This window comes from Vibrio sp. YYF0003, from assembly GCF_036350715.1.
Lineage (GTDB): Bacteria > Pseudomonadota > Gammaproteobacteria > Enterobacterales > Vibrionaceae > Vibrio > Vibrio natriegens.
On the sequence record NZ_JAZDWA010000003.1, the window covers coordinates 217,408 to 241,865 of the forward strand.

Annotated in this window: 19 protein-coding genes; 10 read left to right on the forward strand and 9 right to left on the reverse strand. The window is 45.8% G+C overall.

Annotated features, from left to right (window positions below):
* Positions 1-33: 33 nt before the first annotated feature.
* The 5 genes from V1U08_RS11240 to V1U08_RS11260 all read left to right on the forward strand — a co-directional run bounded on the left by V1U08_RS11240 (position 34) and on the right by V1U08_RS11260 (position 5,258).
* Positions 34-1,182 (forward strand): mannitol-1-phosphate 5-dehydrogenase, encoded by a 1,149-nt coding sequence (locus V1U08_RS11240; RefSeq protein WP_014230741.1) that lies wholly within the window; start codon positions 34-36, stop codon positions 1,180-1,182.
* A 58-nt stretch (positions 1,183-1,240) separates the two neighbouring features.
* Positions 1,241-1,771: an MltR family transcriptional regulator gene (locus tag V1U08_RS11245; protein ID WP_014230740.1), complete on the forward strand. Its 531-nt coding sequence runs from the start codon at positions 1,241-1,243 to the stop codon at positions 1,769-1,771.
* Positions 1,772-2,076: 305 nt separating this feature from the next.
* On the forward strand, positions 2,077-2,979 hold the full coding sequence (gene murQ, locus V1U08_RS11250) for an N-acetylmuramic acid 6-phosphate etherase (protein ID WP_329347088.1): 903 nt from the start codon (positions 2,077-2,079) through the stop codon (positions 2,977-2,979).
* Between the two features lies 1 nt (position 2,980).
* Positions 2,981-4,357, forward strand: a complete 1,377-nt coding sequence (locus V1U08_RS11255; RefSeq protein ID WP_014230738.1) for a PTS transporter subunit EIIC — start codon at positions 2,981-2,983, stop codon at positions 4,355-4,357.
* A gap of 55 nt (positions 4,358-4,412) precedes the next feature.
* Complete coding sequence (locus V1U08_RS11260; RefSeq protein WP_014230737.1) at positions 4,413-5,258, forward strand: MurR/RpiR family transcriptional regulator; 846 nt, start codon at positions 4,413-4,415, stop codon at positions 5,256-5,258.
* Positions 5,259-5,426: 168 nt separating this feature from the next.
* Here the strand turns inward: V1U08_RS11260 and glmS are convergent, their stop codons facing one another.
* On the reverse strand, positions 5,427-7,259 hold the full coding sequence (gene glmS, locus V1U08_RS11265; protein ID WP_330470612.1) for a glutamine--fructose-6-phosphate transaminase (isomerizing): 1,833 nt from the start codon (positions 7,257-7,259) through the stop codon (positions 5,427-5,429).
* Between the two features lie 118 nt (positions 7,260-7,377).
* Positions 7,378-8,139, reverse strand: coding sequence for a DeoR/GlpR family DNA-binding transcription regulator (locus V1U08_RS11270; RefSeq protein ID WP_330470613.1), 762 nt, complete (start codon positions 8,137-8,139; stop codon positions 7,378-7,380).
* 432 nt (positions 8,140-8,571) lie between these two features.
* Here V1U08_RS11270 and pykF point away from each other — a divergent pair, with 432 nt between their 5' ends.
* Positions 8,572-9,984, forward strand: a complete 1,413-nt coding sequence (gene pykF / locus V1U08_RS11275; RefSeq protein ID WP_014230734.1) for a pyruvate kinase PykF — start codon at positions 8,572-8,574, stop codon at positions 9,982-9,984.
* 154 nt (positions 9,985-10,138) lie between these two features.
* Here the strand turns inward: pykF and ilvN are convergent, their stop codons facing one another.
* From ilvN to V1U08_RS11310, 7 genes are all read right to left on the reverse strand, one after another.
* Complete coding sequence (gene ilvN, locus V1U08_RS11280; protein ID WP_014230733.1) at positions 10,139-10,633, reverse strand: acetolactate synthase small subunit; 495 nt, start codon at positions 10,631-10,633, stop codon at positions 10,139-10,141.
* A gap of 1 nt (position 10,634) precedes the next feature.
* A complete protein-coding gene (locus tag V1U08_RS11285; protein ID WP_020335849.1) occupies positions 10,635-12,359 on the reverse strand; it encodes an acetolactate synthase 3 large subunit in 1,725 nt (574 codons plus the stop codon).
* Positions 12,360-12,819: 460 nt separating this feature from the next.
* Positions 12,820-14,619, reverse strand: a complete 1,800-nt coding sequence (locus V1U08_RS11290) for an AMP-dependent synthetase/ligase (RefSeq protein ID WP_243975883.1) — start codon at positions 14,617-14,619, stop codon at positions 12,820-12,822.
* 326 nt (positions 14,620-14,945) lie between these two features.
* Positions 14,946-15,905, reverse strand: a complete 960-nt coding sequence (calR, locus tag V1U08_RS11295; RefSeq protein WP_020335847.1) for a LysR family transcriptional regulator CalR — start codon at positions 15,903-15,905, stop codon at positions 14,946-14,948.
* A 527-nt stretch (positions 15,906-16,432) separates the two neighbouring features.
* Positions 16,433-17,479 (reverse strand): MJ1255/VC2487 family glycosyltransferase, encoded by a 1,047-nt coding sequence (locus V1U08_RS11300; RefSeq protein WP_330470614.1) that lies wholly within the window; start codon positions 17,477-17,479, stop codon positions 16,433-16,435.
* A 3-nt stretch (positions 17,480-17,482) separates the two neighbouring features.
* Positions 17,483-18,031 (reverse strand): phosphatase PAP2 family protein, encoded by a 549-nt coding sequence (locus V1U08_RS11305; RefSeq protein ID WP_020335846.1) that lies wholly within the window; start codon positions 18,029-18,031, stop codon positions 17,483-17,485.
* Between the two features lie 185 nt (positions 18,032-18,216).
* Complete coding sequence (locus tag V1U08_RS11310) at positions 18,217-18,993, reverse strand: SH3 domain-containing protein (protein ID WP_330470615.1); 777 nt, start codon at positions 18,991-18,993, stop codon at positions 18,217-18,219.
* A gap of 600 nt (positions 18,994-19,593) precedes the next feature.
* Here V1U08_RS11310 and leuA point away from each other — a divergent pair.
* The 4 genes from leuA (at position 19,594) to leuD (ending at position 24,402) form a co-directional block, all read left to right on the forward strand.
* Positions 19,594-21,141, forward strand: a complete 1,548-nt coding sequence (gene leuA / locus V1U08_RS11315) for a 2-isopropylmalate synthase (RefSeq protein WP_014230726.1) — start codon at positions 19,594-19,596, stop codon at positions 21,139-21,141.
* 81 nt (positions 21,142-21,222) lie between these two features.
* On the forward strand, positions 21,223-22,314 hold the full coding sequence (leuB, locus tag V1U08_RS11320) for a 3-isopropylmalate dehydrogenase (RefSeq protein ID WP_020335844.1): 1,092 nt from the start codon (positions 21,223-21,225) through the stop codon (positions 22,312-22,314).
* A gap of 73 nt (positions 22,315-22,387) precedes the next feature.
* Positions 22,388-23,788 (forward strand): 3-isopropylmalate dehydratase large subunit, encoded by a 1,401-nt coding sequence (gene leuC / locus V1U08_RS11325; protein ID WP_014230724.1) that lies wholly within the window; start codon positions 22,388-22,390, stop codon positions 23,786-23,788.
* A gap of 11 nt (positions 23,789-23,799) precedes the next feature.
* The gene (leuD, locus tag V1U08_RS11330) at positions 23,800-24,402 is read left to right on the forward strand and encodes a 3-isopropylmalate dehydratase small subunit (RefSeq protein WP_065299092.1); all 603 of its coding nucleotides are present in this window, start codon (positions 23,800-23,802) and stop codon (positions 24,400-24,402) included.
* The last annotated feature ends 56 nt before the right edge of the window (positions 24,403-24,458 follow it).

The window sequence follows — 24,458 nt, forward strand, 5'->3', positions numbered from 1 at the left end:
AGTCAATATTTCAGACATTGGTAGGTAACAGTTATGAAAAATGCAGTTCATTTTGGCGCAGGTAACATTGGTCGTGGTTTCATCGGTAAACTTTTAGCAGACGCAGACGTCGAGGTCACTTTCGCTGACGTTGATGCCCCGTTGGTAGACCAACTCAGTCATAAACAAGAATACAAAGTTAAAGTGGTGGGCACGGAGTGCCAAATAGACACAGTCACGCATGTCACCGCAGTTAACTCAGCAAGTGAAGACGTGATTGACCGCATCGTAAAAACCGATTTAGTGACAACCGCCGTTGGTCCCAACGTGCTGGACATCATTGCGAAAACCATTGCAACCGGCATCACCAAACGTTTCGAAGCGGGGAATGAATCACCATTGAACATCATCGCCTGTGAGAACATGGTTCGCGGCACGACCCATTTAAAAGGCGAAGTGTACAAGCATCTTGATGCGTCACTGCACGCAAAAGCCGATGAGCTCGTTGGCTTCGTCGATTCTGCAGTAGACCGTATCGTGCCACCAGCAGAAGCTGCCAACGATGATCCACTGGAAGTAACGGTAGAAAGCTTCAGCGAGTGGATTGTTGACGAGCAACAATTCAAAGGGGAAATCCCGGACATCGCTGGGATGGAAAAGACCAACAACCTGATGGCGTTTGTGGAACGTAAACTGTTCACCCTAAATACCGGCCACTGTATTACGGCTTACTTGGGCTGCTTGAAAGGACACCGCACCATTAGAGAAGCGATTGAAGATCCTGAGATTCAGGCTGAAGTAAAGCAGGCCATGATCGAGAGTGGTGAAGTGCTGATTCGTCGTTATGGCTTCGACCGCGACATGCACAATGCCTACATCGAGAAGATTCTGGGCCGTTTTGCCAATCCATACTTAGTTGATGAAGTTGACCGCGTTGGACGTCAGCCAATTCGCAAATTAGGTGCAAATGATAGATTAGTGAAGCCATTACTCGGTACAATTGAATATGGCACTGAAAATCAAACACTTTTAAAAGGGATAGCGGCGGCGTTGAAGTACACTAACGACACCGATCCTCAAGCGGTTGAATTACAAACTTCATTAAAAGAAGTCGGCGTGAAGCCAACGCTCGCGAAATACACAGGTCTTGCAGAAGACAGCGCTGAGGTGGCTCATATTGAGGCACTCTACAACCAGCTGTAATTAACTCAGAGGGGGGCAATGCTCCCCTTATAATAACGACTTAACAACTACTCAGTATATGGCAGATAACATCAACGAAACCGAGATCATTGAACGACTCAACGGCGCACCCTCAGTGCGGGGCTTCTTTATTGCCACGGTCGACGTCTTTAACGAGTCGATCGACGGTCTGATACAAAGAATTTTCCGTAAAGATAACTTCGCTGTTCAATCGGTTGTCGGCCCGCTACTACAAGACTCAGGCCCACTGGGCGATCTGTCTGTTCGTCTAAAATTACTGTTTGGTTTGGGCGTACTACCTGACGATATTTACCACGATATTGAAGATATCATTAAGCTCAAAAATCAACTCAACAGCGACGCATCCGACTACGAGTTCACTGACCCAAACATTCTCGATCCGATCAAAAAGCTGCATTTGGTGAAGAAAATGGGCATGGTGCAACTGGAAGTCAATGAACCGGATGACGACATCGATCTGGAGTTCTATCAGCTTCAACTTCAGCGCCAACAACAAATCATCAAATCAGGGCTTTCCCTCGCCATTGTCGAAATCTGCAATGAACTTGGCAAGGAAAGTCCTTTTTAATAGTTAAACATTACTAACGCTATCTTTGTGCAGTACTGACTACTGCTTTGAATTATTACTACCTCTACTCACCGATTCCTCGACCTGATGTTTTGTTTAGAGAATGTCACCTCTCGACATTCTCACTCGTTAATACAACCATTCACTCCCCGTCAAGTCTCCTATCAATAAGTAGTCGAACCATAACAAAAATAAATGAAACATCGTTTTACATATGTGACTCCAATCTATAATCCGTACTATTTAAATTGTCGGAACTCGACGTTTAATTATTATCTATCCGTCGATTATCAACGGAGAGAGTTATGAGTGAGTTGTCGTCCACCATTAATAAAGAGCAAAACCCCGAGACAGAACAGCTGTCCGAGTTGCCATTAATGGAAGTGCTGGAATTACTCAATGCGCACGATGCCAGTGTTGCTGTGTCGATTAATAAAGTGCTGCCAGATGTCGCCAAAGCGGTTGAACTGATTGCCTCGCAGATGAGACAAGGCGGCCGTTTATTCTATGTTGGTGCAGGAACCAGCGGCCGACTTGGTGTTTTAGACTCAGCAGAATGCCCCCCTACTTTTGGTACCGATCCTGCTCTGGTCCAGTCTATTATCGCAGGCGGTCTTGACGCTATGCTCGCGGCTGTGGAAGACATTGAAGACTGCAAAGAGTCCGCTCCTGCCGAACTTCGCCAGCGCCAACTGACTTCGCAAGATGTAGTGGTTGGGATTGCCGCAAGTGGAAGAACGCCCTTCGTCATTTCAGCACTGGATTACGCCAGACAGATCGGCGCGAAAACCATTGCACTCAGTACCCGAGGACCTGGGCTTATTTCGCAACACGCGGATGTGTCTATTGCACCGGATGTCGGCGCAGAGGTACTGGCAGGCTCGACACGGATGAAAAGCGGCTCAGCACAAAAGATGTTACTGGGCATGCTGAGTACCTCGGTCATGCTGCAACTGGGTAAAGTGCACGGAAACCTGATGGTAGACGTCAAAGCGAATAACCAGAAGCTGCGCATTCGTGCCCAGCACATGGTGCAGCAAATTTGTGAAGTGGATGAGTTAACCGCCGCCAAGCTATTGGATTCGGTGGAATACAATGTTCGTGCTGCGGTATTGCTGCACACGTTGGACACTTCACCTTCTAAAGCGTTGGCTCTTGCGGCACAACCCTTCCAACCTCTGAAACAGCAGTTACTGCAAGGAAAATAGCATGGCAAATAAGATAGAACATCTGGAACTCATTGCCGATCACATTGAACGGCATATTGGCGGCTTTGATAACGTCGCGACCCTGACCAACTGCATGACACGCGTACGTATCGTGCTTAAAGACCGCTCCCAATTTAATATGGATGCACTACGAGAGGTTGAGGGTATTAAAGGTGTCGTTGATGCCGGAGAACAATATCAAATTATCGTCGGCATGGGCACTGCGGCAAAAGTCGCTGGCGTTCTTAATAAACGAATGAAAGGTGCAGGTATTGAGGAAGGTTCGGCGGAGGCCCCTGTTGCGCAACCATTTTCGATTCGTCGCGCTCTCAACACCTTAGCCGCAATTTTTGTACCTACCATTCCAGCTTTGATCGGATGTGGTTTAGTTCTGGGGATGGTGAACATCTTCAAACTCGTCGCTCCGGAATTTGTCGCAGCCAACCCAGATATCTTCTCGCTATTCACTGTCGTTGGTAAAGCCGTATTCGCCGTGCTTTCTGTCATGATCGGTATGAATACCGCCAAAGAACTTCAGGCGTCTCCTGCGATTGGTGCGGTGATGGCTGCAGTTTTGGCTGCGCCGGGCCTTGCCAATATCGAGTTATTTGGTAACGCATTAGTTCCGGGCGGCGGCGGCATGTTTGCTGTATTGTTGGTCTGTGTCTTTTCTTCTAAGTTTGAGCTTTGGTTCCGTAGCCACTGTAAAGAAAGTCTCGACCTTATCTTTACTCCAACCGTGACGATTTTGGTGTCGTCGGCAGTGGCTTTGTTCATCTTGCAGCCTATCGCCCACTCGGTAAACGTGTGGCTAGGTAACTTGGTTTCGGTTGCACTGCTTAATGAATCCGCAGGTTCCGTAGCGGTTGGCGGTGTCCTGGGTGGTGGCTTCCTGTTCCTACTATTAACAGGCTTACACCAAGGTCTTATCCCTATTCATGCGCAAATTCTTGAGACTTTTGGTCTTAACTACCTGTTCCCGATTTTAGCGATGGGTGGCATGGGGCAAGTCGGCGCTGCGGCGTACGTATACCTTAAGTCGAAGAATGAACGCCTGAAGAAGACCATCACTGGTGCTCTGCCTGTTGGTATTCTGGGTGTTGGCGAACCACTGTTGTTTGGTGTGTCACTACCGCTAGGTAAAACCTTTATTGCAGGCTGTATTGGCGGTTTTGCTGGTGGTGCCATGATGGCCGCGTTCAAGATTGGCATCATCATTCCATTTGGTACTGCTGGGCTTTCTCTGATTCCACTGGTTGGCGAGGGGCAGATTCCATCATTCCTTCTTGCGGTAGTGTGTGCATGGATTGTCGGTTTTATCGCGTCGATGCTCTTAGGGTTTACCGATCCAGTCGAAAAGACAGCGAAAAGTCGCTAATATCATCCCGTCGTACAATTCGTTGCGGCGGGACGAATTCACTGTAGAGGCATCAATGGAAAGCATCATCAATAAAGTCAAAGTACTCGCTCATTCCACTAACCTGAACGAGCAAAGAATTTCGCACTTTATTATTGAGCAACAGTTTGACCTCTCCAAGTTTAGCGCCACCAAAGTCGGCGCTAAACTGGGTATCAGCGACTCCTCGGTGATTCGCTATGCCAAGAGCATCGGCTGTAGCGGCTTTCCCGATTTAAAACTGAAGCTCGCGGCACTTGCTCCACAAACACAGAAGCTGCCCACTCAATCTCTGTATGCAGAAATCGAAAGCAGTGACTCAACCCAAACCATCATTGAGAAATCAAAAAACTTATTTACCAGTAAGATTGAACAATCTCTAAGCCTGATTGATACCGATACCATTGAGCGCAGTGCTGAGTTACTGCTCAAGGCAAACAAGATTCTGCTCTCAGGTATTGGGGCTTCTGCGGTGGTCGCCGCCGACATCAACCACAAGCTGATTCGCTCTGGTTTTAACGTTCAGTTCAACCTGGATTACCACATTCAAATCGTCCAGGCTTCACTGCTGAAAAAAGACGATGTATTGCTGGTGGTATCGGCGCGAGGCAATACACAAGAAGTGTTGGCCACGATTGAAAAAGCACGCGCCAACGGTGCCAAAGTGATCGCACTGACTCGTTACGGAAAAGGCAAAGTGGCTCAGCTATCGGATTTCGTCATTCCTTATAGCTACACCGAAGAGCACAACCAATTAGGTATGGTCACGCCACAACTGCTGCAGATGATTGCTTTCGACATCCTGTTTTTCAAACTCAATACACTGACTGACTCTGTCAGCATGAACACGGCGTTGGACTCACTTCGTCAAATTCAGCCTTAACGCACTCCATCGAACAATGTGAGCCCGCAACCTGGGTTTACCACCGCGGTTACATTCGCAACACTGTGAAGATGCTTCCCCTATTTTGTCTATGAGCATAAAAGAAAAAGCCACCTATCACGCGCGGCGTAATAGGTGGCTTTGTAATTCACTTGGTAATGAGTAGTGTTATTCCACGGTAACTGCTTTTGCCAGGTTACGTGGTTGGTCAACGTCAGTACCTTTGATCAGAGCAATGTAGTAAGACAGCAACTGCATTGGAATGGTGTAGTAAATCGCTGCAGTGATTTCGCTTACGTGTGGCATTGTGATGATCTTCATTGTGTCATCGCCTTCAAAGCCTGCATCAGCGTCAGCAAATACGTACAGTAGACCGCCACGTGCACGAACTTCTTCAACGTTTGATTTCAGCTTCTCAAGCAGGTCATTACTTGGCGCAACCACAACCACTGGCATGTCAGCATCAATAAGTGCTAACGGACCGTGTTTTAGTTCACCTGCTGCGTAAGCTTCAGCATGAATGTAAGAGATCTCTTTTAGTTTCAGAGAGGCTTCCATCGCGATTGGGTAGAACTCACCACGGCCAAGGAACAGAGTATGGTGCTTATCAGCAAAATCCGTTGCCAGTGCTTCGATCTCTTTTTCAAAAGACAACGCCTGATTGATTTGCTCTGGTAGGGCGTGCAGTGCTTCTACGATCTCTTTTTCTTTCTCTTTGCTGATACGGTTTTGTTGCTTACCAAGCGCAGTAACCAGCATCAACAGTGCAGATAGCTGAGTAGTAAATGCTTTGGTAGAAGCCACACCGATTTCAACACCAGCGCGAGTCATAAAGGCAAAATCAGATTCACGAACAAGAGAAGAACCAGCCACGTTACAGATGGTCATTGCCGCCATGTAGCCTTTCTCTTTCGCAAGACGAAGCGCTGCTAGCGTATCGGCCGTTTCACCAGACTGAGATAGCGTGATAAGAAGGCTGTTTGGACGAGTAACAAACTTGCGGTAGCGGAACTCAGATGCGATTTCTACGTCACAGCTTACGCCAGCAATATCTTCAAACCAGTAACGAGCTGTCATACCCGCGTTATAAGAAGTACCACAAGCTACGATTTGTACGTGCTCGACTTTACTTAGAATGTCTGCCGCATGCACACCAATCGCATCCGTCACAACAGAATCGGCAGTAATGCGACCTTCCATTGTGTTGATTAACGCTTTTGGCTGCTCGTAGATTTCTTTCTGCATGAAGTGGCGGTACTGACCTTTATCACCCGCGTCGTGCTCAGCATTAGACTCAGTGATTTCACGCTCTACATGCTCACCCGTTTCATCATAAACGGTCACTTCACGGCGCGTAATTTCAGCTACGTCACCTTCTTCCAGGTACATGAAGCGGCGAGTAACGTTAAGCAATGCCAATTGGTCTGAAGCCAGGAAGTTTTCACCCACACCAAAACCAATAACAATCGGGCTACCAGAGCGAGCCACAACAATGCGAGAAGGATCTTTACGATCCAACGCTACTGTGCCGTAAGCGCCTTCCAGTTGCTTCGCTGTTTTTTGTACCGCTTCAAGCAGCGTTTCTGACGTGCGAAGTTCCCACTCAACAAGGTGTGCAATCACTTCAGTATCAGTTTGAGATTCGAATACGTAGCCACGCTCACGAAGTATTTCACGCAGTTCTTCGTAGTTTTCGATGATGCCGTTATGCACAACAGTGATATCACCTGACATGTGTGGGTGCGCATTGATTTCTGAAGGCTCACCGTGTGTCGCCCAGCGCGTGTGCGCAATACCAGTGCCGCCAATCACTTTCTCTGAATCAACCGCATCAGCCAGCTCTTGCACTTTGCCTAGACGACGAACGCGAGTCAGATTATTTTCAGCATCGACGATCGCTACGCCCGCCGAGTCATAGCCACGGTACTCCAGACGACGTAGACCTTCGACCAAAATTTCTGCAACATCTCGTTGTGCCACTGCACCGACGATTCCACACATGTTTTTTCTCCGATTTTAGTTTTGTTCTTCCCTAGCCATGATTTCATATAGAGGCAGCAAGCAAAGGCCCGTACATGAGGGAAGTAAATTTAAAAATGTTAGTTTGAATATAAGTTTGTTAGGCGCAAATGACTTTCACGCCATGCTGTTCAATCTGTGATTTGTGTCCATCTTGTATATCCGCATCGGTTACCAGCACATCGATCTGTTGCCATGCGAGCTCAAGATTCGGAATACGGCGACCAATTTTTTCAGACTCAATCATTACAATGACTTCGCGGGACACTTCTGCCATCACATTACTTAAGCCAACCAGCTCATTAAATGTGGTCGTTCCGCGCTCTAGGTCGATACCATCAGCACCAATAAAAAGCTGGTCAAAGTCATAAGCTCTTAAAACAGACTCAGCCACTTTGCCTTGAAAGGATTCAGAGTGTGTATCCCAGGTCCCGCCTGTCATTAATAAAGTCGGTTCACTTTCCAGCTCATTAAGGGCATTTGCCACATGCAATGAGTTGGTCATTACGACTAAACCACGCTTGTCGTTTAGTTGCTGTATTAATGCTGCGGTCGTACTGCCACTGTCGATAACAATGCGATTGTGGTCTCGGATCAGCGATGCGGCCGCTTTGGCTAAATTTAACTTTCGAGTCGAAACATTTGGACTCAATTCTTCATGGATAACTTCCGTTGGGATCGCGATCGCTCCACCATAACGACGCAAAAGCTGTCCATTTTTCTCTAAAGAAGCTAAGTCCTTTCTAATCGTGACTTCAGAGGTCTCAAACTGATGAGCCAATTCATCGACACTGACTTCGCCCAGTTCAGAAACTAGGTTAGAAATAGCGTGTCTTCTTAGTTGAGTGTTTCGTTTCGACATTTACGTTTTGATTTTAAGTTTCGTTTCGAAAGTTATTATAGTCAAATCGAAACTTTTAAGTCCATTTATTTCGATCCAAAAAATTAATATTTCTCGATAAAACCTTGTCCTAAGACAATTCTTAAACAGTGATATTGGATTCATTCGGTGGTAGAATTCGCCACCGAAAAGAAAAAAAATTACAGAAATGACGGCTATTTTTTTGCAACTTTCTGCATATAAAGTGGGATTAGTCACAAAAAGGTAACCAAAATCACCGATCTTTAAGTCATAAAATGACTAAACTTGGTGAAAGACTTTCAGAATCTGAAGTTCAATAATGTGGCGGAAAATCGGTGGGTGACAGGCACAAAATGTCATCAAAAACGCCCTGACTTCAGAGTAAATAACCGACTTTCAAATTGTAACTATACTTACCGGAGAGTATCTTCCATGAAAAAGACCAAAATCGTTTGTACGATTGGCCCTAAAACTGAATCTGTAGAGAAGCTAACTGAACTAGTAAACGCAGGCATGAACGTTATGCGTCTTAACTTCTCTCACGGTGACTATGAAGAGCACGGCACTCGTATTGCGAACTTCCGCCAAGTAATGGAAGCAACTGGCAAACAACTGGCAATCCTTCTTGATACTAAAGGTCCAGAAATCCGTACTATCAAACTAGAAGGCGGTAACGACGTTGATCTAGTTGCTGGTCAAGAATTCACTTTCACAACTGACACTTCAGTTGTTGGTAACAAAGACACTGTAGCAGTGACTTACGCTGGTTTCGCAGCAGACCTAAACGTTGGTAACACTATCCTTGTAGACGACGGTCTAATCGAGATGGAAGTTATCGCGACTACTGAAACTGAAGTTAAATGTAAAGTACTTAACAACGGTGCACTAGGCGAAAACAAAGGTGTTAACCTACCTGGCGTTTCTGTAAACCTACCAGCTCTATCTGAAAAAGATAAGAACGACCTTAAGTTTGGTTGTGAGCAAGGCGTTGACTTCGTTGCGGCTTCTTTCATCCGTAAAGCTTCTGACGTTCAAGAAATCCGTGACGTACTTGCTGCAAACGGCGGCGAGAACATCCACATCATCTCTAAGATCGAAAACCAAGAAGGTGTTGATAACTTCGATGAGATCCTAGAGCTTTCTGACGGCATCATGGTTGCACGTGGTGACCTAGGTGTTGAAATCCCAGCAGAAGAAGTAATCTTCGCTCAGAAAATGATGATCGAGAAGTGTAACCGTGCACGTAAGATGGTTATCACTGCAACTCAAATGCTTGATTCTATGATCAACAACCCACGTCCTACTCGTGCGGAAGCAGGCGACGTTGCTAACGCTGTAATGGATGGCACTGACGCAGTAATGCTTTCTGGTGAAACTGCAAAAGGTAAATACCCTGTTGAAGCAGTAACTATCATGGCGCAAATCGCTAAACGTACTGATTCAGTTCTTAAAGCGGAACTAGGTTCTCGTCTAGACAGCCCACGTCTACGTATCACTGAAGCGGTATGTAAAGGCGCTGTAGACACTGCTGAGAAACTGGCTGCTCCACTTATCGTTGTTGCAACTGAAGGCGGTAAGTCTGCACGTTCAGTACGTAAGTACTTCCCAACTGCAAACATCCTAGCACTAACAACTAACACTAAGACAGCTGCACAGCTTGTTCTTACTAAAGGTGTTACGCCAATCGTTGTTGACTCTATCGAAAACACAGACGCATTCTACGTGACTGGTAAAGAGCTTGCTCTAGAGTCTGGCCTAGGTAACAAAGGCGACATCGTTGTGATGGTTTCTGGTGCTCTAGTAGCTTCAGGTACTACAAACACTGCATCTGTACACGTTCTTTAATTCGAAACGTTTACAAGATAAATAAAAAGAGGGCTTCGGCCCTCTTTTTTGTTTTTGCTTATCACGAAACTGATTCACCGGTTGGCTGGTACCAAATTTAAAAAGCCACCGATTTTCACGGTGGCTTTTCTTGGTAGCAAGCTATCGGTTAGCGTTAAGGCTTCAGCGCACGTTCTCCACGCGCAATGCCAACTACCCCACTACGAGCAACTTCCACTACTTCCGTAACTTCCGAAATTGCTTTAATAAACGCATCCAGTTTCTCACTGGTGCCCGCCAATTGAACGGTATATTGAGAAGCAGTAACATCGACAATCTGTCCGCGGAAGATGTCTGCTGTGCGTTTTACTTCAGCACGAGCAAAGCCACTCGCTTTCACCTTCACCATCATCAGTTCACGTTCAAGGTGCTCAAGCTCTGTTACTTCCTGAACTTTTAGCACATCAATTAACTTATGTAGCTGTTTCTGAATCTGCTCAAGTTGCATCTCGTTTGAGGTCGTTGTGATATTCATACGAGAAAGAGTTTCGTCGTCTGTAGGAGAAACCGTCAAAGACTCAATGTTGTAACCACGTTGAGAGAACAAGCCTACAACGCGAGACAACGCACCAGGTTGGTTTTCCAATAGCAATGAAATAATGTGTCTCATATTAAGTTCTCTCCGTTTTGCTTAGCCACATTTTGTCCATACCCTCACCTTTAATCTGCATAGGGTAAACGTGCTCAGTTTCATCGACGTTAATGTCAACGAACACTAAGCGGTCTTTCATATCGAGTGCTTTTTGCAAACCAGCTTCTAGCTGATCTGGCGTTTCGATACGAATACCAACGTGACCATAAGCTTCTGCAATTGCTGCAAAATCAGGAACAGAACTCATGTATGAATTAGAGTGACGACCTTGGTAAATAATGTCTTGCCACTGTTTTACCATGCCTAGGAAACGGTTATTCAGGTTGATGATCTTCACTGGGATGTCGTACTGCATTGCGGTCGACAACTCTTGAATGTTCATTTGAATACTGCCGTCACCGGTAACCACAACCACTTCTTCTTCTGGCATAGCGAATTTAACACCCAAACCAGCAGGAAGACCAAAGCCCATCGTGCCCAAACCGCCTGAGTTGATCCAACGGCGTGGTTTATTAAATGGGTAGTAAAGCGCAGCAAACATTTGGTGCTGACCTACATCTGAAGCAACATAAGCATCGCCATTGGTCAGTTTGTGCAGAGTTTCAATAACTTGCTGAGGCTTAATAATCTCTGATGAGGTTTCATAGGATAAGCACTGACGATCGCGCCAAACTTGAATGTCTTCCCACCACGCTTTGATCGCTTCTTCGTCGTTTGCACCTTCTTGCTCAGCCAGCAAACCTAGCATGGTCGTAAGCACTTTTTCTGCCGAACCAACGATTGGTAAATCTACTTTCACGTTTTTTGAAATCGACGATGGGTCGATATCAATATGCATAACTTTCGCATTCGGACAGTATTTTTCCAAATTGTTCGTCGTACGGTCATCAAAACGAACCCCGATACCAAAAATCAGGTCAGCTTCGTGCATTGCCATGTTGGCTTCGTACGTACCGTGCATACCCAACATACCCAGCGAGTTTTTGTGCATGCCAGGGAATGCACCCAAGCCCATCAAGGTGCTCACTACAGGAAGGTTCAGCTTGTCTGCCAGTTCAAAGATATGCTCGTGTGCGCCGGAAATCACCGCACCACCACCGACATAAAGCACAGGTTTTTTCGCTTCAAGTAGAGACTTGAGTGCTTTCTTGATTTGGCCTTTGTGCCCCGAAGTGGTTGGCTTGTATGAACGCATCGAAATGCTTTCTGGATACTGGTAAGGCAGTTTGATTTGCGGATTCATAACATCTTTTGGCAAATCAATCACAACTGGACCAGGGCGACCTGTCGTCGAAATGTAAAACGCTTTTTTGATGGTTTCAGGAATATCTTCCGCTTTCTTTACTAAAAAGCTGTGTTTTACCACTGGGCGAGAGACACCAACAATGTCACATTCCTGGAATGCATCGTTACCAATCAGGTTGTTCGGTACGTTACCTGAGATAACGATCATTGGGATAGAGTCCATATAAGCGGTCGCAATACCTGTAATTGTATTGGTCGCGCCAGGACCTGAACATACCAGTACGACACCCGGCTTGCCGGTAGCACGAGCATAGCCATCGGCCATATGCGTTGCGGCTTGTTCATGTCTTACTAGTACGTGTTTAATTTGGTCGGTTTTGGCGTGCAGTGCGTCATAGATATCTAGAACGGAACCGCCAGGGTAACCAAAGATCTGCGATACATTCTCTTCGATCAGAGATTGCACAACCATCTCTGCACCTGACAACATTGCTGTCATAATTGCTCTCCTTACCCAGTTTCCACACCGTAAGGTCAACGGATAGGTCTGGTTTTACATAGTTTAGGGCTTATTCGTAGCCTAATCGAAATACTTCCACGTTTTCGGCTATGTCTTGCGTTCGTCATAACATCCCGCAAGGTTACCCAACAAATGTAACGTTTTATTATCAACGGGTCTAATGAGATCCAGATCTCATTTCTTAACAAGATACCAAGAATTGGATTGATAGAAGAAAGAGCAGCCAGAGAAGCGAAAATAGACAGTATGATCAATGAGCGTATTGGTTAAAAAAAGAATATTATTTCATATGCAACTCTATATTTGTCGAAAAATCCCCCTTAACCAGACGAAAATACAGTAGGAACACTGGTAAATAAAAAAGTCCCCAGACATGAACGAGGCATCTCTGGGGACTTTTTAATCAATTTGAAATCTAAGCGAGTTCAAGTTAAGCGAACTAGTGCTTTTCCTTGTACATTTCTTCGATTTCATCTTGGTATTTGTCGTTGATAACTTTACGACGCAATTTTTGTGTCGGTGTCAGCTCACCATCATCCATCGAGAAAGCCTTTGGCAACAGTTTAAACTTTTTAACTTGTTCAAACTTAGCCAGCTCTTTTTGCAGTTCATTAACTCGCTTTTCGAGCATTTCTACGACTTGGTGATGTTTGATCAACTCAACGCGATCGTGATACGCAATGTTCAACTCTTTGGCATACTCTTCCAACGAATCAAAACAAGGCACAATCAACGCTGAGACGAATTTACGTGTATCAGCGATAACCGCAATCTGCTCGATAAAGTGATCTTTACCGATGGCACCCTCAATCATCTGTGGCGCAATGTACTTACCACCCGAGGTTTTCATCAACTCTTTAATACGATCAGTGATAAAGAGATTGCCGTTTTCATCAATATGACCGGCATCGCCAGTTTTCAGGAAACCGTGCTCATCGAACGTTTTTTCAGTCTCTTCTGGCATTTTGTAGTAGCCACGCATGACCATAGGGCCACGAACTAAAATTTCGTTGTTTGCACCGATTTTGACTTGTGCGCCCGGCATCGATGTACCGATAGAGTCAGGATCAAAACAGTAATCATCCCAACAGGATACGGTCGCGGTTGTTTCCGTCATGCCGTAGCCTAACTTAACGTTAATGCCCATCGCATGGAAGAAACGGCCGATGGTTTCATCCAGCTTCGCGCCGCCACAAGGCATGAAGTTAATACGTCCACCTAATAGCGCACGTAGCTTACTCAGTACCAACTTATCAGCCAGAGCATGAGCTTTACGCAGCATGATTGAAGGCTGACGCTTTTCCTGATGGCATAACGCCATTTTAGCGCCCATGTTCACCGCCCAGGTAAACATGATCTTACGGTGGATCGGTGCACGAGACACCTTCTCATGAATCGCAGAAAAAATCTTTTCGTAGAAGCGAGGCACTGCACACATCACAGTTGGACGAACCTGACTGAGCGCGTCTCGCACTTGCGCTGTGTCTTTGAGGTAACAGTTGGTTGCGCCTTTATACAGGACATAGAATGTCCACGCTCGCTCGAACACATGAGACAATGGCAGGAAACACAGCGAGACGTCATCCTGAGATAGGCTCAAGCGTTTATCATGCCCTTCTAGCTGCGCGGCAATATTAGCGTAATCCAGCATTACCCCTTTCGGTTGTCCTGTTGTACCAGAGGTATAAATCAGGGTAAGCAAATCATCTTCACAAGCCTGTGCAACACGAGCGTCCAACTCTTCTTGGTAACGGCTGTTGCCCTTGGCAATAAAATCCTTCCAAGAAGCAACAAATGGATGATCTCCAAGCTCGATATCGTCAGACATCGCCACGATCAGTTCTAACTGACTGCATTGCTCGAAAATACTGACGGCTGCATCAAACTGAGGCTGCTCACCCACAAACAGAACTTTCACGTCTGCATTGTCGAGGATATACGCCGACTGCGCAGCCGTATTAGTCGGATAGATAGGAACCGTCACACTGCGTACTTGCAGTGCGGCGAAATCAGCAATCGTCCATTGCGGCATGTTATTTGAGAAAATGCCGACCTTATCCTGAACTCTCAATCCCTGAGCCAAAAGTGCAAGCGATAGTTCATCCACTTGCTGACCAAATTGCTGCCAAGTAATACCTTGCCATTCATTGCCCACTTTGTGTTTTAGAGCAACGCGAGTATCACCTTTCGCAATTTGTTCACGAATACGTTTAACGATATGAAAATCTAACTTGGCCATTTTTACTTACCTTTGGCTTACAGGTGTAAGCTAATTGAGCGAGCAAGTGTACTCACAGGGCGGCAAAACGCAACTGACGAATATCAAACTTCTCTTTATTAAGAGATCGGCTTCACTAATGAGTGCGAACCACCCCACCGATAGTCGGATAGAAAAGCACTTAACTTTCTGTTTATATTAACCATTGTAAAAAATAAAAAGCCCCGAAAGAGCAAACCTTCCGGGGCTTTGTAATTGTAAAATTTGGTGAGTATTTGAGGAATCTTCCGCATCAAACACTCAGTACTTACTGAGATACCGGACTCAACCGGTAGCTCATACTTCACTTATTTTTGTGCGACAACTTCGCCACAGATAATCATCAACTGATCACGAAGCCAGATGTGGCCTTTGTCTTTCTCACTAGACTCATGCCAGCTCAGATATCCACTGATTTCTTTACTTGCAAATGGCAGTTCCAGAATTTGCAGCTGATCGCTGTTTACCGCATTTTCTGCCATCCAGCGTGGCGCAATCGTCACAAGCTCAGATTGACTTACCACATACAGCAGGTTGCTCAGGCTTGAACCTTCATACGCAGCCAGACAATCAAGCTCGCGGTACGCTTGCTCAGAGAAGCTACGCTGACCATGCACTCGTGAAAGTTTCGCGTGTTTTTCGTTAATCAGCTGTTCTTCAGTGACCATGCCCTGAATACGTGAATGCGTTTTAGAAGCAATCACCACCAGTTCATCTTTAAAAATTTCTGTGCTCGAGAAACCTTGCTCATCAAAGCGAGCGTAGTCGATCACAAAATCAATCTCCTGGTAACGCATGCGTTCAGACAGAAGACGGTCGAATTCAGCGTCTAAATGAAGCTGAACGCTCGGTGCCTGTTGCGCCACTTTAGACATAATCTTTGGTGCAAAACGTAAATCACATGGGCTACAGATCGCCAGTTTAAATAAGCGCGTTGAAGACTCCGGTTGGAATACAGAGCTTGGCAGCTCATTGCGGATCAATTGCAGCGCCTGACGGATGGGACCAAATAGCTGACGAGCGCGTTGGGTTGGCTGAATGCCTCGACCCTGACGCATGAATAGTTCGTCATTAAACATCACTTTTAAACGTGCGACTGCGTTACTTACTGCTGGTTGAGACATACCTAAGTTGTGTGCTGCGCGAGTGATATTTTGCTCCTGCATTACGGCATCAAATACCGTTAACAGGTTTAAATCTACACCACGCAAAGTACTTTCCATACGGTAGCTAGCAATTGCGCTCATCGCGTCTTTTTTATCTAACATTGAGTGCGCCTCTTTTGTAATCGTCAATTTGGTTCAATGAATTCATAGCGAATAGAATCCCATCTCGCACAAAAGACGGCGGCTGGATTCAATTATCTCACGAATAGAAAACCTGATTTTTATTATATTTATCGGCCGCATAATTCCGGCTCGAACCGTACTATCAACGAATTGATTAGGGTTTCGCAACTAGATTGACAATTAATCAGTAAATTTTAGCCCTTAAATTATTTATCCTTTAAAAATCAATATATTGATAAAAACATAAAAAAATATAAAATCGCTAAAATCAGGCAAATCAAGCCCATGGGTCGTGTTTTCAACAGTGAGAAAAATGAGCCCAAAACCCATTCACTGAGAATATGAATAAATTTTTTAAGAGAAACACAGTCAATAACCCTGAGCAATTTTACTTAGAAAAGCACAGTAGCAACGACAGTACGATTGAATCAAAACTAACATGAAGTGAATAAAAATGCAGCAGTAATTATTGCACTGCTGCATTAAAATTACTTGGTTATGGCTTTTTAGATATGAGAGACGTAACTCGGAAAGTCCACTTGCTCCCACAACTGCCTGGACAACTCTTCTTGAGAATCCCATGAGCCTTGCAGCACCCAATGAACGATCGCCTGAGCCACATCCGGATACTTAACGCTCTCCGCTTGTTGCTCTTTCAGCCAATGGCGCACCGCTGAAATGTCTAAGCTGTCCATCGAAGAAGCAAGCCCTAAATCTTCGAGCGTTGCGACATTACTTTGCTGTTCAAATTGACCCGCTAATGGTTTCAACAATAACTTCTTGCCGAGAGAAAGCGCCTCTGACGGCAGCTCAAAACCACCATTGGCGATGACGCCACTACAACGATGTAGGTGATGCTGAAAATTGGTATGGCACAGTGGACGCAGCTCGATATTCTCGATCACTTCACTTTCTATCACATCAGGGTGATAACAAATGAATGACTGCTGATTAAAGTGGAACAATAGATCAGCAATGTCCTCAATAGATTCAAAAGGCAAGTAAACCAACACGAAGTTATCGCAGTGTTCCTGACTGTCCAATGTATGAATGATAGGAGGCAGTATGGGCTGATCGAAATGATACCAGTGCAAACCCAGATGATGTTGTGAGGGAGCAAAGTGTTCAATCATTGACTTATCCAGCCAACTTGCGCCTTTAAGCGGAACGGGATAACGGAAGGCATTCTGATGGCTGATCCCAATACATGGCTTGTTCTGCTTACGGGCAGCCCATGCCGTCACAGGTTCAAAATCATTAATCACCAGATCATAAGTAGAGAGGTCTAACTGATTCACTTCTTTAAAAAACTGAATCAAATTGTTGTTAAGTGCCGTTTTTGCGTAGTTTACCGATCCTTTTTCGGTCACAAAAGTGAGCCCTCGACGCGTTTGATAATCACCAAACGCTTCCATTGAAAAGTACTTGTTTGGGTCACGACCAGAAAACAGAAAATCGACTTGCACATCTCGCATTCCAAATGCTTTGCTCATGGCTCTGGCGCGAGCAATATGACCATTTCCGGTGCCTTGCACACCGTATAGGATTTTCATCAATTAAACTCCGATCATTGAAATAGCGAGCCCACCACACAAACTTCCCAACAGCGCACCGATGATGATGTCCGTGAAAAAGTGCACCCCGAGGAAGATACGTGCAGAGCCGATCAAGCTCGCCCAGAAATAAGCAGCAAATCCCAGTTGTGGGTAAAAGTGATCAATAAGTGTTGCCATGACAAAAGCGGCAGCAGTATGTCCGGACGGTAAACTGTAGCGATCAGAAGGGGTAATAAAAGCAGGTAACAAAGCGCTCAGTTCTTCAGGACGGCGACGCTTAAAACTGTTTTTCAGCGTCCAATAGATTGGCAGTTCGACGGCAAATGCCAGCAGCCCGGCAAGCAGAAACCATAACCCCTGCTCCTTATCCAGGTACCACGCCAGTACTCCAAGAACTAAGTAAAGATGGCCATCACCACTGTGTGAAATCCCTTTGCTAATATTTGCTACTTGCTGATTAAAGCGGTGTTGTAAACAAACGCTAGAAAGTGCTAAGTCGAACTTAGCGATGGCCGTTATTGGCTGAGTAATTGTCTCTATCGTTCTCATATGACCTTCCCTCACTTTGACAACGCCTTTTACGCAAATTAGGTGTTTTTAGTGACAGCCACATGACGGGAAGTTGGACAATTAATGACAGGAATGGCATCGATGTGATTTACCCGGCCTCAAGACAGCCGAACAAATCAATATTTTTACGTGCCATTTATGGACGTATTGGGACATGATGGGGGTTAGGCTTGCGGTGCGTCGATATACCAGACCTTTCTCTTTTTACGACAGGCCCGCAAGGCACCAGTGGTAAACTCACCATTTTTACTCAGCTCATAGCTGAGTACCCGGCAAGTGTAGCTTCCCTGAAGCTCATACCGATATTCAAAGTTATCATCGGTAACCTTAGCGGACGCGAGTAAAGGATTGGGTGGTGTAGAAAGAAGATCACGCTCGCCGACATTACTCCGCGCATAATCTTGATGGACATAGCCTTTGATCACCCCTCGCTGCTCGACCAAATACCATGGCAGGTCGGAGACCTTAGCGACAACATTAAATACTTCCCCTTTACTGACTGAGCTCAGTTCTTCCCCATCCGAACTGGGCTTGGAGCGCAAATGCAATGTCGACTTTGAGCGATAAGGTACATCCATAAACTCTAATCCCTGGTATACCTCAATGCCCTCTTCCATCGGTCTGACGACTTCAGCCTGATGCAATTCGTTAGGCTGAACATGAATCTTCCACCACGCATAGGTTTCAGGGTCTTTCCCCTTAAACCTATCGCGATTGTCAGACTCCAGCGCAACCAACATCTGATTTAAGAAATACTCTCGGCCTTCGTAACTCAAGTACATATCCATTTGATCACGAATTACCGCGACGACCTGAGCCTGATCATTCGCAACGGTAGGTGGAACGATCAGAGTTGTTTGTGATTGAAACAGCTGACAACCTGATAAGCTGATCAATGTTAGTGCTAGTGCTGAACATCCAAATTGTTTTGCTTTAGCCATTAATCCTCTGCCTTTGTAACTTTCACTTAGTTCAAGAACTACCTCAGAAACTGAACACAAAGACGCCTCATTGTCTTGTCGAACCAATCTAAGCAATAGGCTGTGTTATCATCACTTCGAGATAGACTATAAACTCTATCTATCGATTCTCAACCAACAATTCAATGCTTGTCTGGATAGCTTGTAAGCCTGATCCCTCTATTTAATGATCAACCTAATGAACCCGTGATCTTTATCGAGAGTTTGACTGAATCATGGAACCCCCTATCAGCTCACTTTTTACGGGATGAAATACTCCTCTTTGCAATCGACTCATCCGATATGAATAAAAAATCGACTTTAGGGTTGACGTAGTTCATGGAGTGCGGTACTAATTTGTTAACTTAATTTTGTGGAAAGCTTAACAATTATGTCAGCTCATTTTTCTATCCTGCTTAGCCTCCTCCTGATCGTGACCAGTTCGCGCGGGTAGGCTGTGGAAGAAAAATAACCACACCAAGTTCTAAGAACCCGCATGCAAATGCGGGTTTTTTTATACCTAAATACCGGAAGTAAACGATTAACTCACACGAAAGTGCAGAAATCATTAAGGAAGCAAACATGAACGATCAAGTCATTATATTCGACACCACTTTGCGTGATGGCGAGCAAGCGTTATCAGCAAGCTTGACGGTTAAAGAAAAACTGCAAATTGCCTATGCGCTGGAAAGGCTGGGCGTTGATGTCATCGAAGCAGGTTTCCCTATCTCTTCTCCGGGTGATTTCGAGTCAGTACAAACCATTGCTAAAAACATTAAAAACAGCCGAATTTGTGCTCTTTCGCGTGCCGTTGCGAAAGACATCGATGCTGCTGCAGAAGCATTGAAAGTCGCTGACCAGTTCCGTATTCATACATTTTTGGCTACATCGACCATTCACGTCGAAGACAAGCTACGCCGCAGCTATGACGATGTGCTAGAAATGGCGGTGAATGCAGTCAAACATGCACGTAACTACACCGATGATGTTGAGTTTTCTTGTGAAGATGCCGGTCGTACACCAATCGACAACCTATGCCGTATGGTTGAAGCTGCAATCAATGCAGGTGCGACAACCGTTAACATTCCTGATACTGTGGGCTACACGGTACCAAGTGAGTTTGGCGGCATCATTGAAACGCTATTTAACCGCGTACCAAACATCGACAAAGCCATCATTTCGGTTCACTGCCATGATGATTTAGGTATGTCCGTTGCTAACTCTATTGCCGCTGTTCAGGCAGGTGCGCGTCAGGTAGAAGGTACAATTAATGGTATCGGTGAGCGTGCGGGTAACTGCTCTCTTGAAGAAATCGCGATGATCATCAAAACGCGCGAAGAACTAATGGGCGTTCGCACTGGCATCAAACATGATGAAATCCACCGTACCAGTAAGTTAGTCAGCCAACTATGTAATATGCCTATCCAGAGTAACAAAGCGATCGTCGGTGCCAACGCGTTTAGCCACTCTTCAGGCATTCACCAAGATGGCATGCTGAAGAACAAGAATACCTACGAGATCATGACTCCTGAGTCGATTGGTCTTAAGAACCAAGCGCTTAATTTAACCAGCCGCAGCGGTCGTGCAGCAGTGAAGAGCCACATGGAAACCATGGGTTATAAAGAAGATGAGTACAACCTAGATGCGCTGTACGCTGACTTCTTGAAGCTAGCAGACCGTAAAGGACAAGTTTTCGATTACGACTTGGAAGCGCTAATGCACTTCTCTAACCTTCGTGAAGAAGACGACTTCTACAAGTTGAACTACTTGAGCGTGCAATCAGGCAGCGTGATGGCAACCACCAGCATTAAAATGCAATGTGGCGATGAAGAAATGTGTGAAGCGGCAGTCGGTAATGGTCCTGTAGATGCGCTATACCAGTGTATTTACCGCGTAACAGGCTACGAAATCGTGCTAGACAAGTTCGACTTAACAGCAAAAGGTGAAGGTGAAGATGGTTTAGGCCAAGCTGATATCATCGCTAACTACAAAGGTCGTAAGTACCATGGTACTGGTGTTTCAACGGATATCGTAGAAGCGTCAGGTCAGGCTCTACTGCACGTAATCAACAGCATTCACCGTGCCGACAAGATTGCCGAAATCAAGCAAAAGAAAATTGCGACTGTTTAATAGCTAACGTTACTTCCAAGCACACAACAGAATAACTTCGATATAAAATTTAGCTAAAAATTAGAATATTAAAGGATTAACATGACAGACAAATCATACAAAATCGCCGTTCTACCTGGTGACGGTATTGGCCCTGAAGTGATGGCACAAGCGCACAAAGTTCTTGATGCAATCGAGAAAAAGCATGGCCTTTCTTTTGAGCGTGATGAGCACGATGTCGGCGGTATTGCTATTGATAATCATGGCTGCCCACTTCCTGAAACAACGGTAAAAGCGTGTGAAGAGTCTGATGCGGTTCTATTTGGTTCAGTAGGTGGCCCTAAGTGGGAACACCTACCACCAAACGACCAACCAGAGCGCGGCGCTCTGCTTCCACTGCGCAAACACTTCCAACTGTTCTGTAACCTACGTCCAGCTCAGATTCACAGCGGCTTAGAGGCATTTTCTCCTCTTCGTGCTGATATCTCTGAGCGTGGTTTTGACATTGTGGTGGTTCGCGAACTGACTGGCGGTATTTACTTCGGCCAACCAAAAGGTCGTGAAGGCGAAGGCGCAACAGAGAAAGCGTTTGATACCGAGGTTTACCACCGCTTTGAGATCGAGCGTATCGCTAAAATTGCCTTTGAATCTGCACGTCTACGTCGTAAGAAAGTTTGCTCAATCGACAAAGCGAACGTACTACAGAGCTCTATCTTATGGCGTGAAGTAGTAGAAGAGATCGCGAAAGACTACCCAGATGTCGAGCTGTCTCACATGTACATCGACAACGCCACCATGCAGCTAATCAAAGATCCAGCGCAGTTCGATGTAATGCTATGTTCAAACATCTTCGGTGACATCATCTCGGATGAATGTGCAATGATTACTGGCTCGATGGGCATGCTACCTTCTGCAAGCCTTAACGAAAGCAAGTTTGGTCTTTACGAACCAGCTGGCGGTAGTGCACCAGATATCGCAGGTAAAAACATCGCGAACCCAGTAGCACAAATTCTTTCAGCTGCGCTAATGCTACGTTACAGCCTGGGTGAAGAAGCAGCGGCTCAAGACATTGAATCCGCCGTATCGAAAGCACTTTCTGCTGGCGAACTTACCGCTGATTTAGCAAGCGACAAGCCTGCACTGACCACGTCAGAAATGGGTGACAAGATCGCCGAGTACATCTTGAACTCATAAGTTAAACTAGATTGATAATAATTATTCGCCTCTGATAAGCCGTTATCAGGGGCAGCACACAGGATTAGTGATAATGGGCAAAACACTTTACGAGAAGGTCTACGACGCACACGTTGCTGTCGCAGCTGAAGGGGAAAACCCGATTCTTTATATTGATCGTCACTTGGTACACGAAGTTACCTCTCCACAGGCTTTTGATGGCTTGCGTGAAAAGGGCCGTCAAGTGCGTCAGGTAAGCAAAACGTTCGCAACGATGGACCACAACGTTTCGACCACAACCAAAGACATCAACGCTTCTGGTGAGATGGCTCGTATCCAGATGGAAACGCTATCGAAAAACTGTGAAGAATTCGGTGTAACCCTTTACGACCTAAACCACAAATACCAAGGCATTGTCCACGTTATGGGCCCTGAGCTAGGTATTACTCTGCCGGGCATGACCATTGTTTGTGGTGACTCTCACACAGCAACACACGGTGCGTTCGGTTCACTGGCTTTCGGTATCGGTACATCTGAAGTTGAACACGTACTAGCGACTCAAACGCTAAAACAAGCACGTGCGAAAACAATGAAAATCGAAGTGAAAGGTAAAGTCGCTCCGGGCATTACAGCAAAAGATATCGTGCTGGCGATCATCGGTAAAACGACAGCGGCGGGCGGTACTGGCTACGTAGTTGAGTTCTGCGGTGAAGCGATTACGGACCTTTCAATGGAAGGCCGTATGACAGTTTGTAACATGGCTATCGAATTAGGCGCGAAAGCAGGTCTGATTGCACCGGATGAAACCACGTTCGAATACATCAAAGGCCGTAAATTCTCACCACAAGGTGCAGATTTTGACGCGGCGGTTGAATACTGGAAAACACTAAAAACTGACGATGATGCTGAATTTGATGCCGTAGTAACGCTAAACGCGGCGGACATCAAACCGCAAGTAACTTGGGGTACAAACCCAGGTCAGGTTATCGCGGTTGACCAACCGATTCCTTCACCAGAAAGTTTTTCAGACCCTGTGGAAAAAGCATCGGCAGCAAAAGCGCTGGCTTACATGGGACTAGAAGCGGGTAAATCACTGTCAGACTACCCAGTTGATAAAGTGTTTGTTGGTTCTTGTACTAACTCACGTATTGAAGACATGCGCGCAGCGGCAGAAGTGGCTAAAGGCCGCAAAGTCGCGTCACATGTTCAGGCATTGATTGTTCCTGGCTCTGAGCAAGTGAAGGCACAAGCAGAAGCGGAAGGCTTGGATGTTATCTTTAAAGAAGCGGGCTTTGAATGGCGTCTACCGGGCTGTTCAATGTGTCTGGCGATGAACAACGACCGCCTAGGTCCTCAGGAGCGTTGTGCATCGACTTCAAACCGTAACTTTGAAGGTCGTCAAGGCCGTGATGGTCGTACCCACTTGGTTAGTCCTGCAATGGCGGCGGCGGCGGCTATCGCTGGTCACTTTGTTGATATTCGTGAACTAGATTAAGGAAAAAACAGATGTCAGGTTTTAAACAACACAAAGGCTTAGTTGTTCCTCTAGATGCAGCGAACGTTGATACTGATGCCATCATACCAAAGCAGTTCCTACAAAAGGTGTCTCGCCTGGGTTTCGGTAAACACCTATTCCATGACTGGCGCTTCCTTGATGATGCTGGTGAACAACCAAACCCTGAGTTTGTGATGAACGCACCACGTTACCAAGGTGCTTCTATCCTACTTGCGCGTGAAAACTTCGGTTGTGGCTCTTCTCGTGAGCACGCTCCTTGGGCGTTAGCCGATTACGGCATTAAAGCGATGATCGCACCAAGCTTTGCAGATATCTTCTATGGCAACTCAATCAACAACCAAATGGTGCCAGTGCGTCTGACTGATCAAGAGGTTGATGAACTGTTCCAATACGTTGAAGCGAATGAAGGTGCACAGATTGAAGTGGATCTTGAAGCGAACAAAGTGCGTGCCAATGGCAAAGAGTACGATTTCGAAATCGATGAGTTCCGTCGCCACTGTCTACTGAATGGCTTGGACAACATCGGCTTGACGCTTCAGCACGAAGATAAAATTGCGGAATATGAAGCGAATATTCCAAGCTTCCTGCGCTAAGACGCTTTAGGCAATAAACAAGTAAAAGGCTGACCATTGTCAGCCTTTTTTCATTT

Excerpts from the sequence above, each read along its gene's own strand:
- V1U08_RS11240 (WP_014230741.1), top strand. The coding sequence starts at position 34 with ATGAAAAATGCAGTTCATTTTGGCGCAGGTAACATTGGTCGTGGTTTC.
- V1U08_RS11245 (WP_014230740.1), top strand. The coding sequence starts at position 1,241 with ATGGCAGATAACATCAACGAAACCGAGATCATTGAACGACTCAACGGC.
- murQ (WP_329347088.1), top strand. The coding sequence starts at position 2,077 with ATGAGTGAGTTGTCGTCCACCATTAATAAAGAGCAAAACCCCGAGACA.
- V1U08_RS11255 (WP_014230738.1), top strand. The coding sequence starts at position 2,981 with ATGGCAAATAAGATAGAACATCTGGAACTCATTGCCGATCACATTGAA.
- V1U08_RS11260 (WP_014230737.1), top strand. The coding sequence starts at position 4,413 with ATGGAAAGCATCATCAATAAAGTCAAAGTACTCGCTCATTCCACTAAC.
- glmS (WP_330470612.1), bottom strand. The coding sequence starts at position 7,259 with ATGTGTGGAATCGTCGGTGCAGTGGCACAACGAGATGTTGCAGAAATT.
- V1U08_RS11270 (WP_330470613.1), bottom strand. The coding sequence starts at position 8,139 with ATGTCGAAACGAAACACTCAACTAAGAAGACACGCTATTTCTAACCTA.
- pykF (WP_014230734.1), top strand. The coding sequence starts at position 8,572 with ATGAAAAAGACCAAAATCGTTTGTACGATTGGCCCTAAAACTGAATCT.
- ilvN (WP_014230733.1), bottom strand. The coding sequence starts at position 10,633 with ATGAGACACATTATTTCATTGCTATTGGAAAACCAACCTGGTGCGTTG.
- V1U08_RS11285 (WP_020335849.1), bottom strand. The coding sequence starts at position 12,359 with ATGACAGCAATGTTGTCAGGTGCAGAGATGGTTGTGCAATCTCTGATC.
- V1U08_RS11290 (WP_243975883.1), bottom strand. The coding sequence starts at position 14,619 with ATGGCCAAGTTAGATTTTCATATCGTTAAACGTATTCGTGAACAAATT.
- calR (WP_020335847.1), bottom strand. The coding sequence starts at position 15,905 with ATGTTAGATAAAAAAGACGCGATGAGCGCAATTGCTAGCTACCGTATG.
- V1U08_RS11300 (WP_330470614.1), bottom strand. The coding sequence starts at position 17,479 with ATGAAAATCCTATACGGTGTGCAAGGCACCGGAAATGGTCATATTGCT.
- V1U08_RS11305 (WP_020335846.1), bottom strand. The coding sequence starts at position 18,031 with ATGAGAACGATAGAGACAATTACTCAGCCAATAACGGCCATCGCTAAG.
- V1U08_RS11310 (WP_330470615.1), bottom strand. The coding sequence starts at position 18,993 with ATGGCTAAAGCAAAACAATTTGGATGTTCAGCACTAGCACTAACATTG.
- leuA (WP_014230726.1), top strand. The coding sequence starts at position 19,594 with ATGAACGATCAAGTCATTATATTCGACACCACTTTGCGTGATGGCGAG.
- leuB (WP_020335844.1), top strand. The coding sequence starts at position 21,223 with ATGACAGACAAATCATACAAAATCGCCGTTCTACCTGGTGACGGTATT.
- leuC (WP_014230724.1), top strand. The coding sequence starts at position 22,388 with ATGGGCAAAACACTTTACGAGAAGGTCTACGACGCACACGTTGCTGTC.
- leuD (WP_065299092.1), top strand. The coding sequence starts at position 23,800 with ATGTCAGGTTTTAAACAACACAAAGGCTTAGTTGTTCCTCTAGATGCA.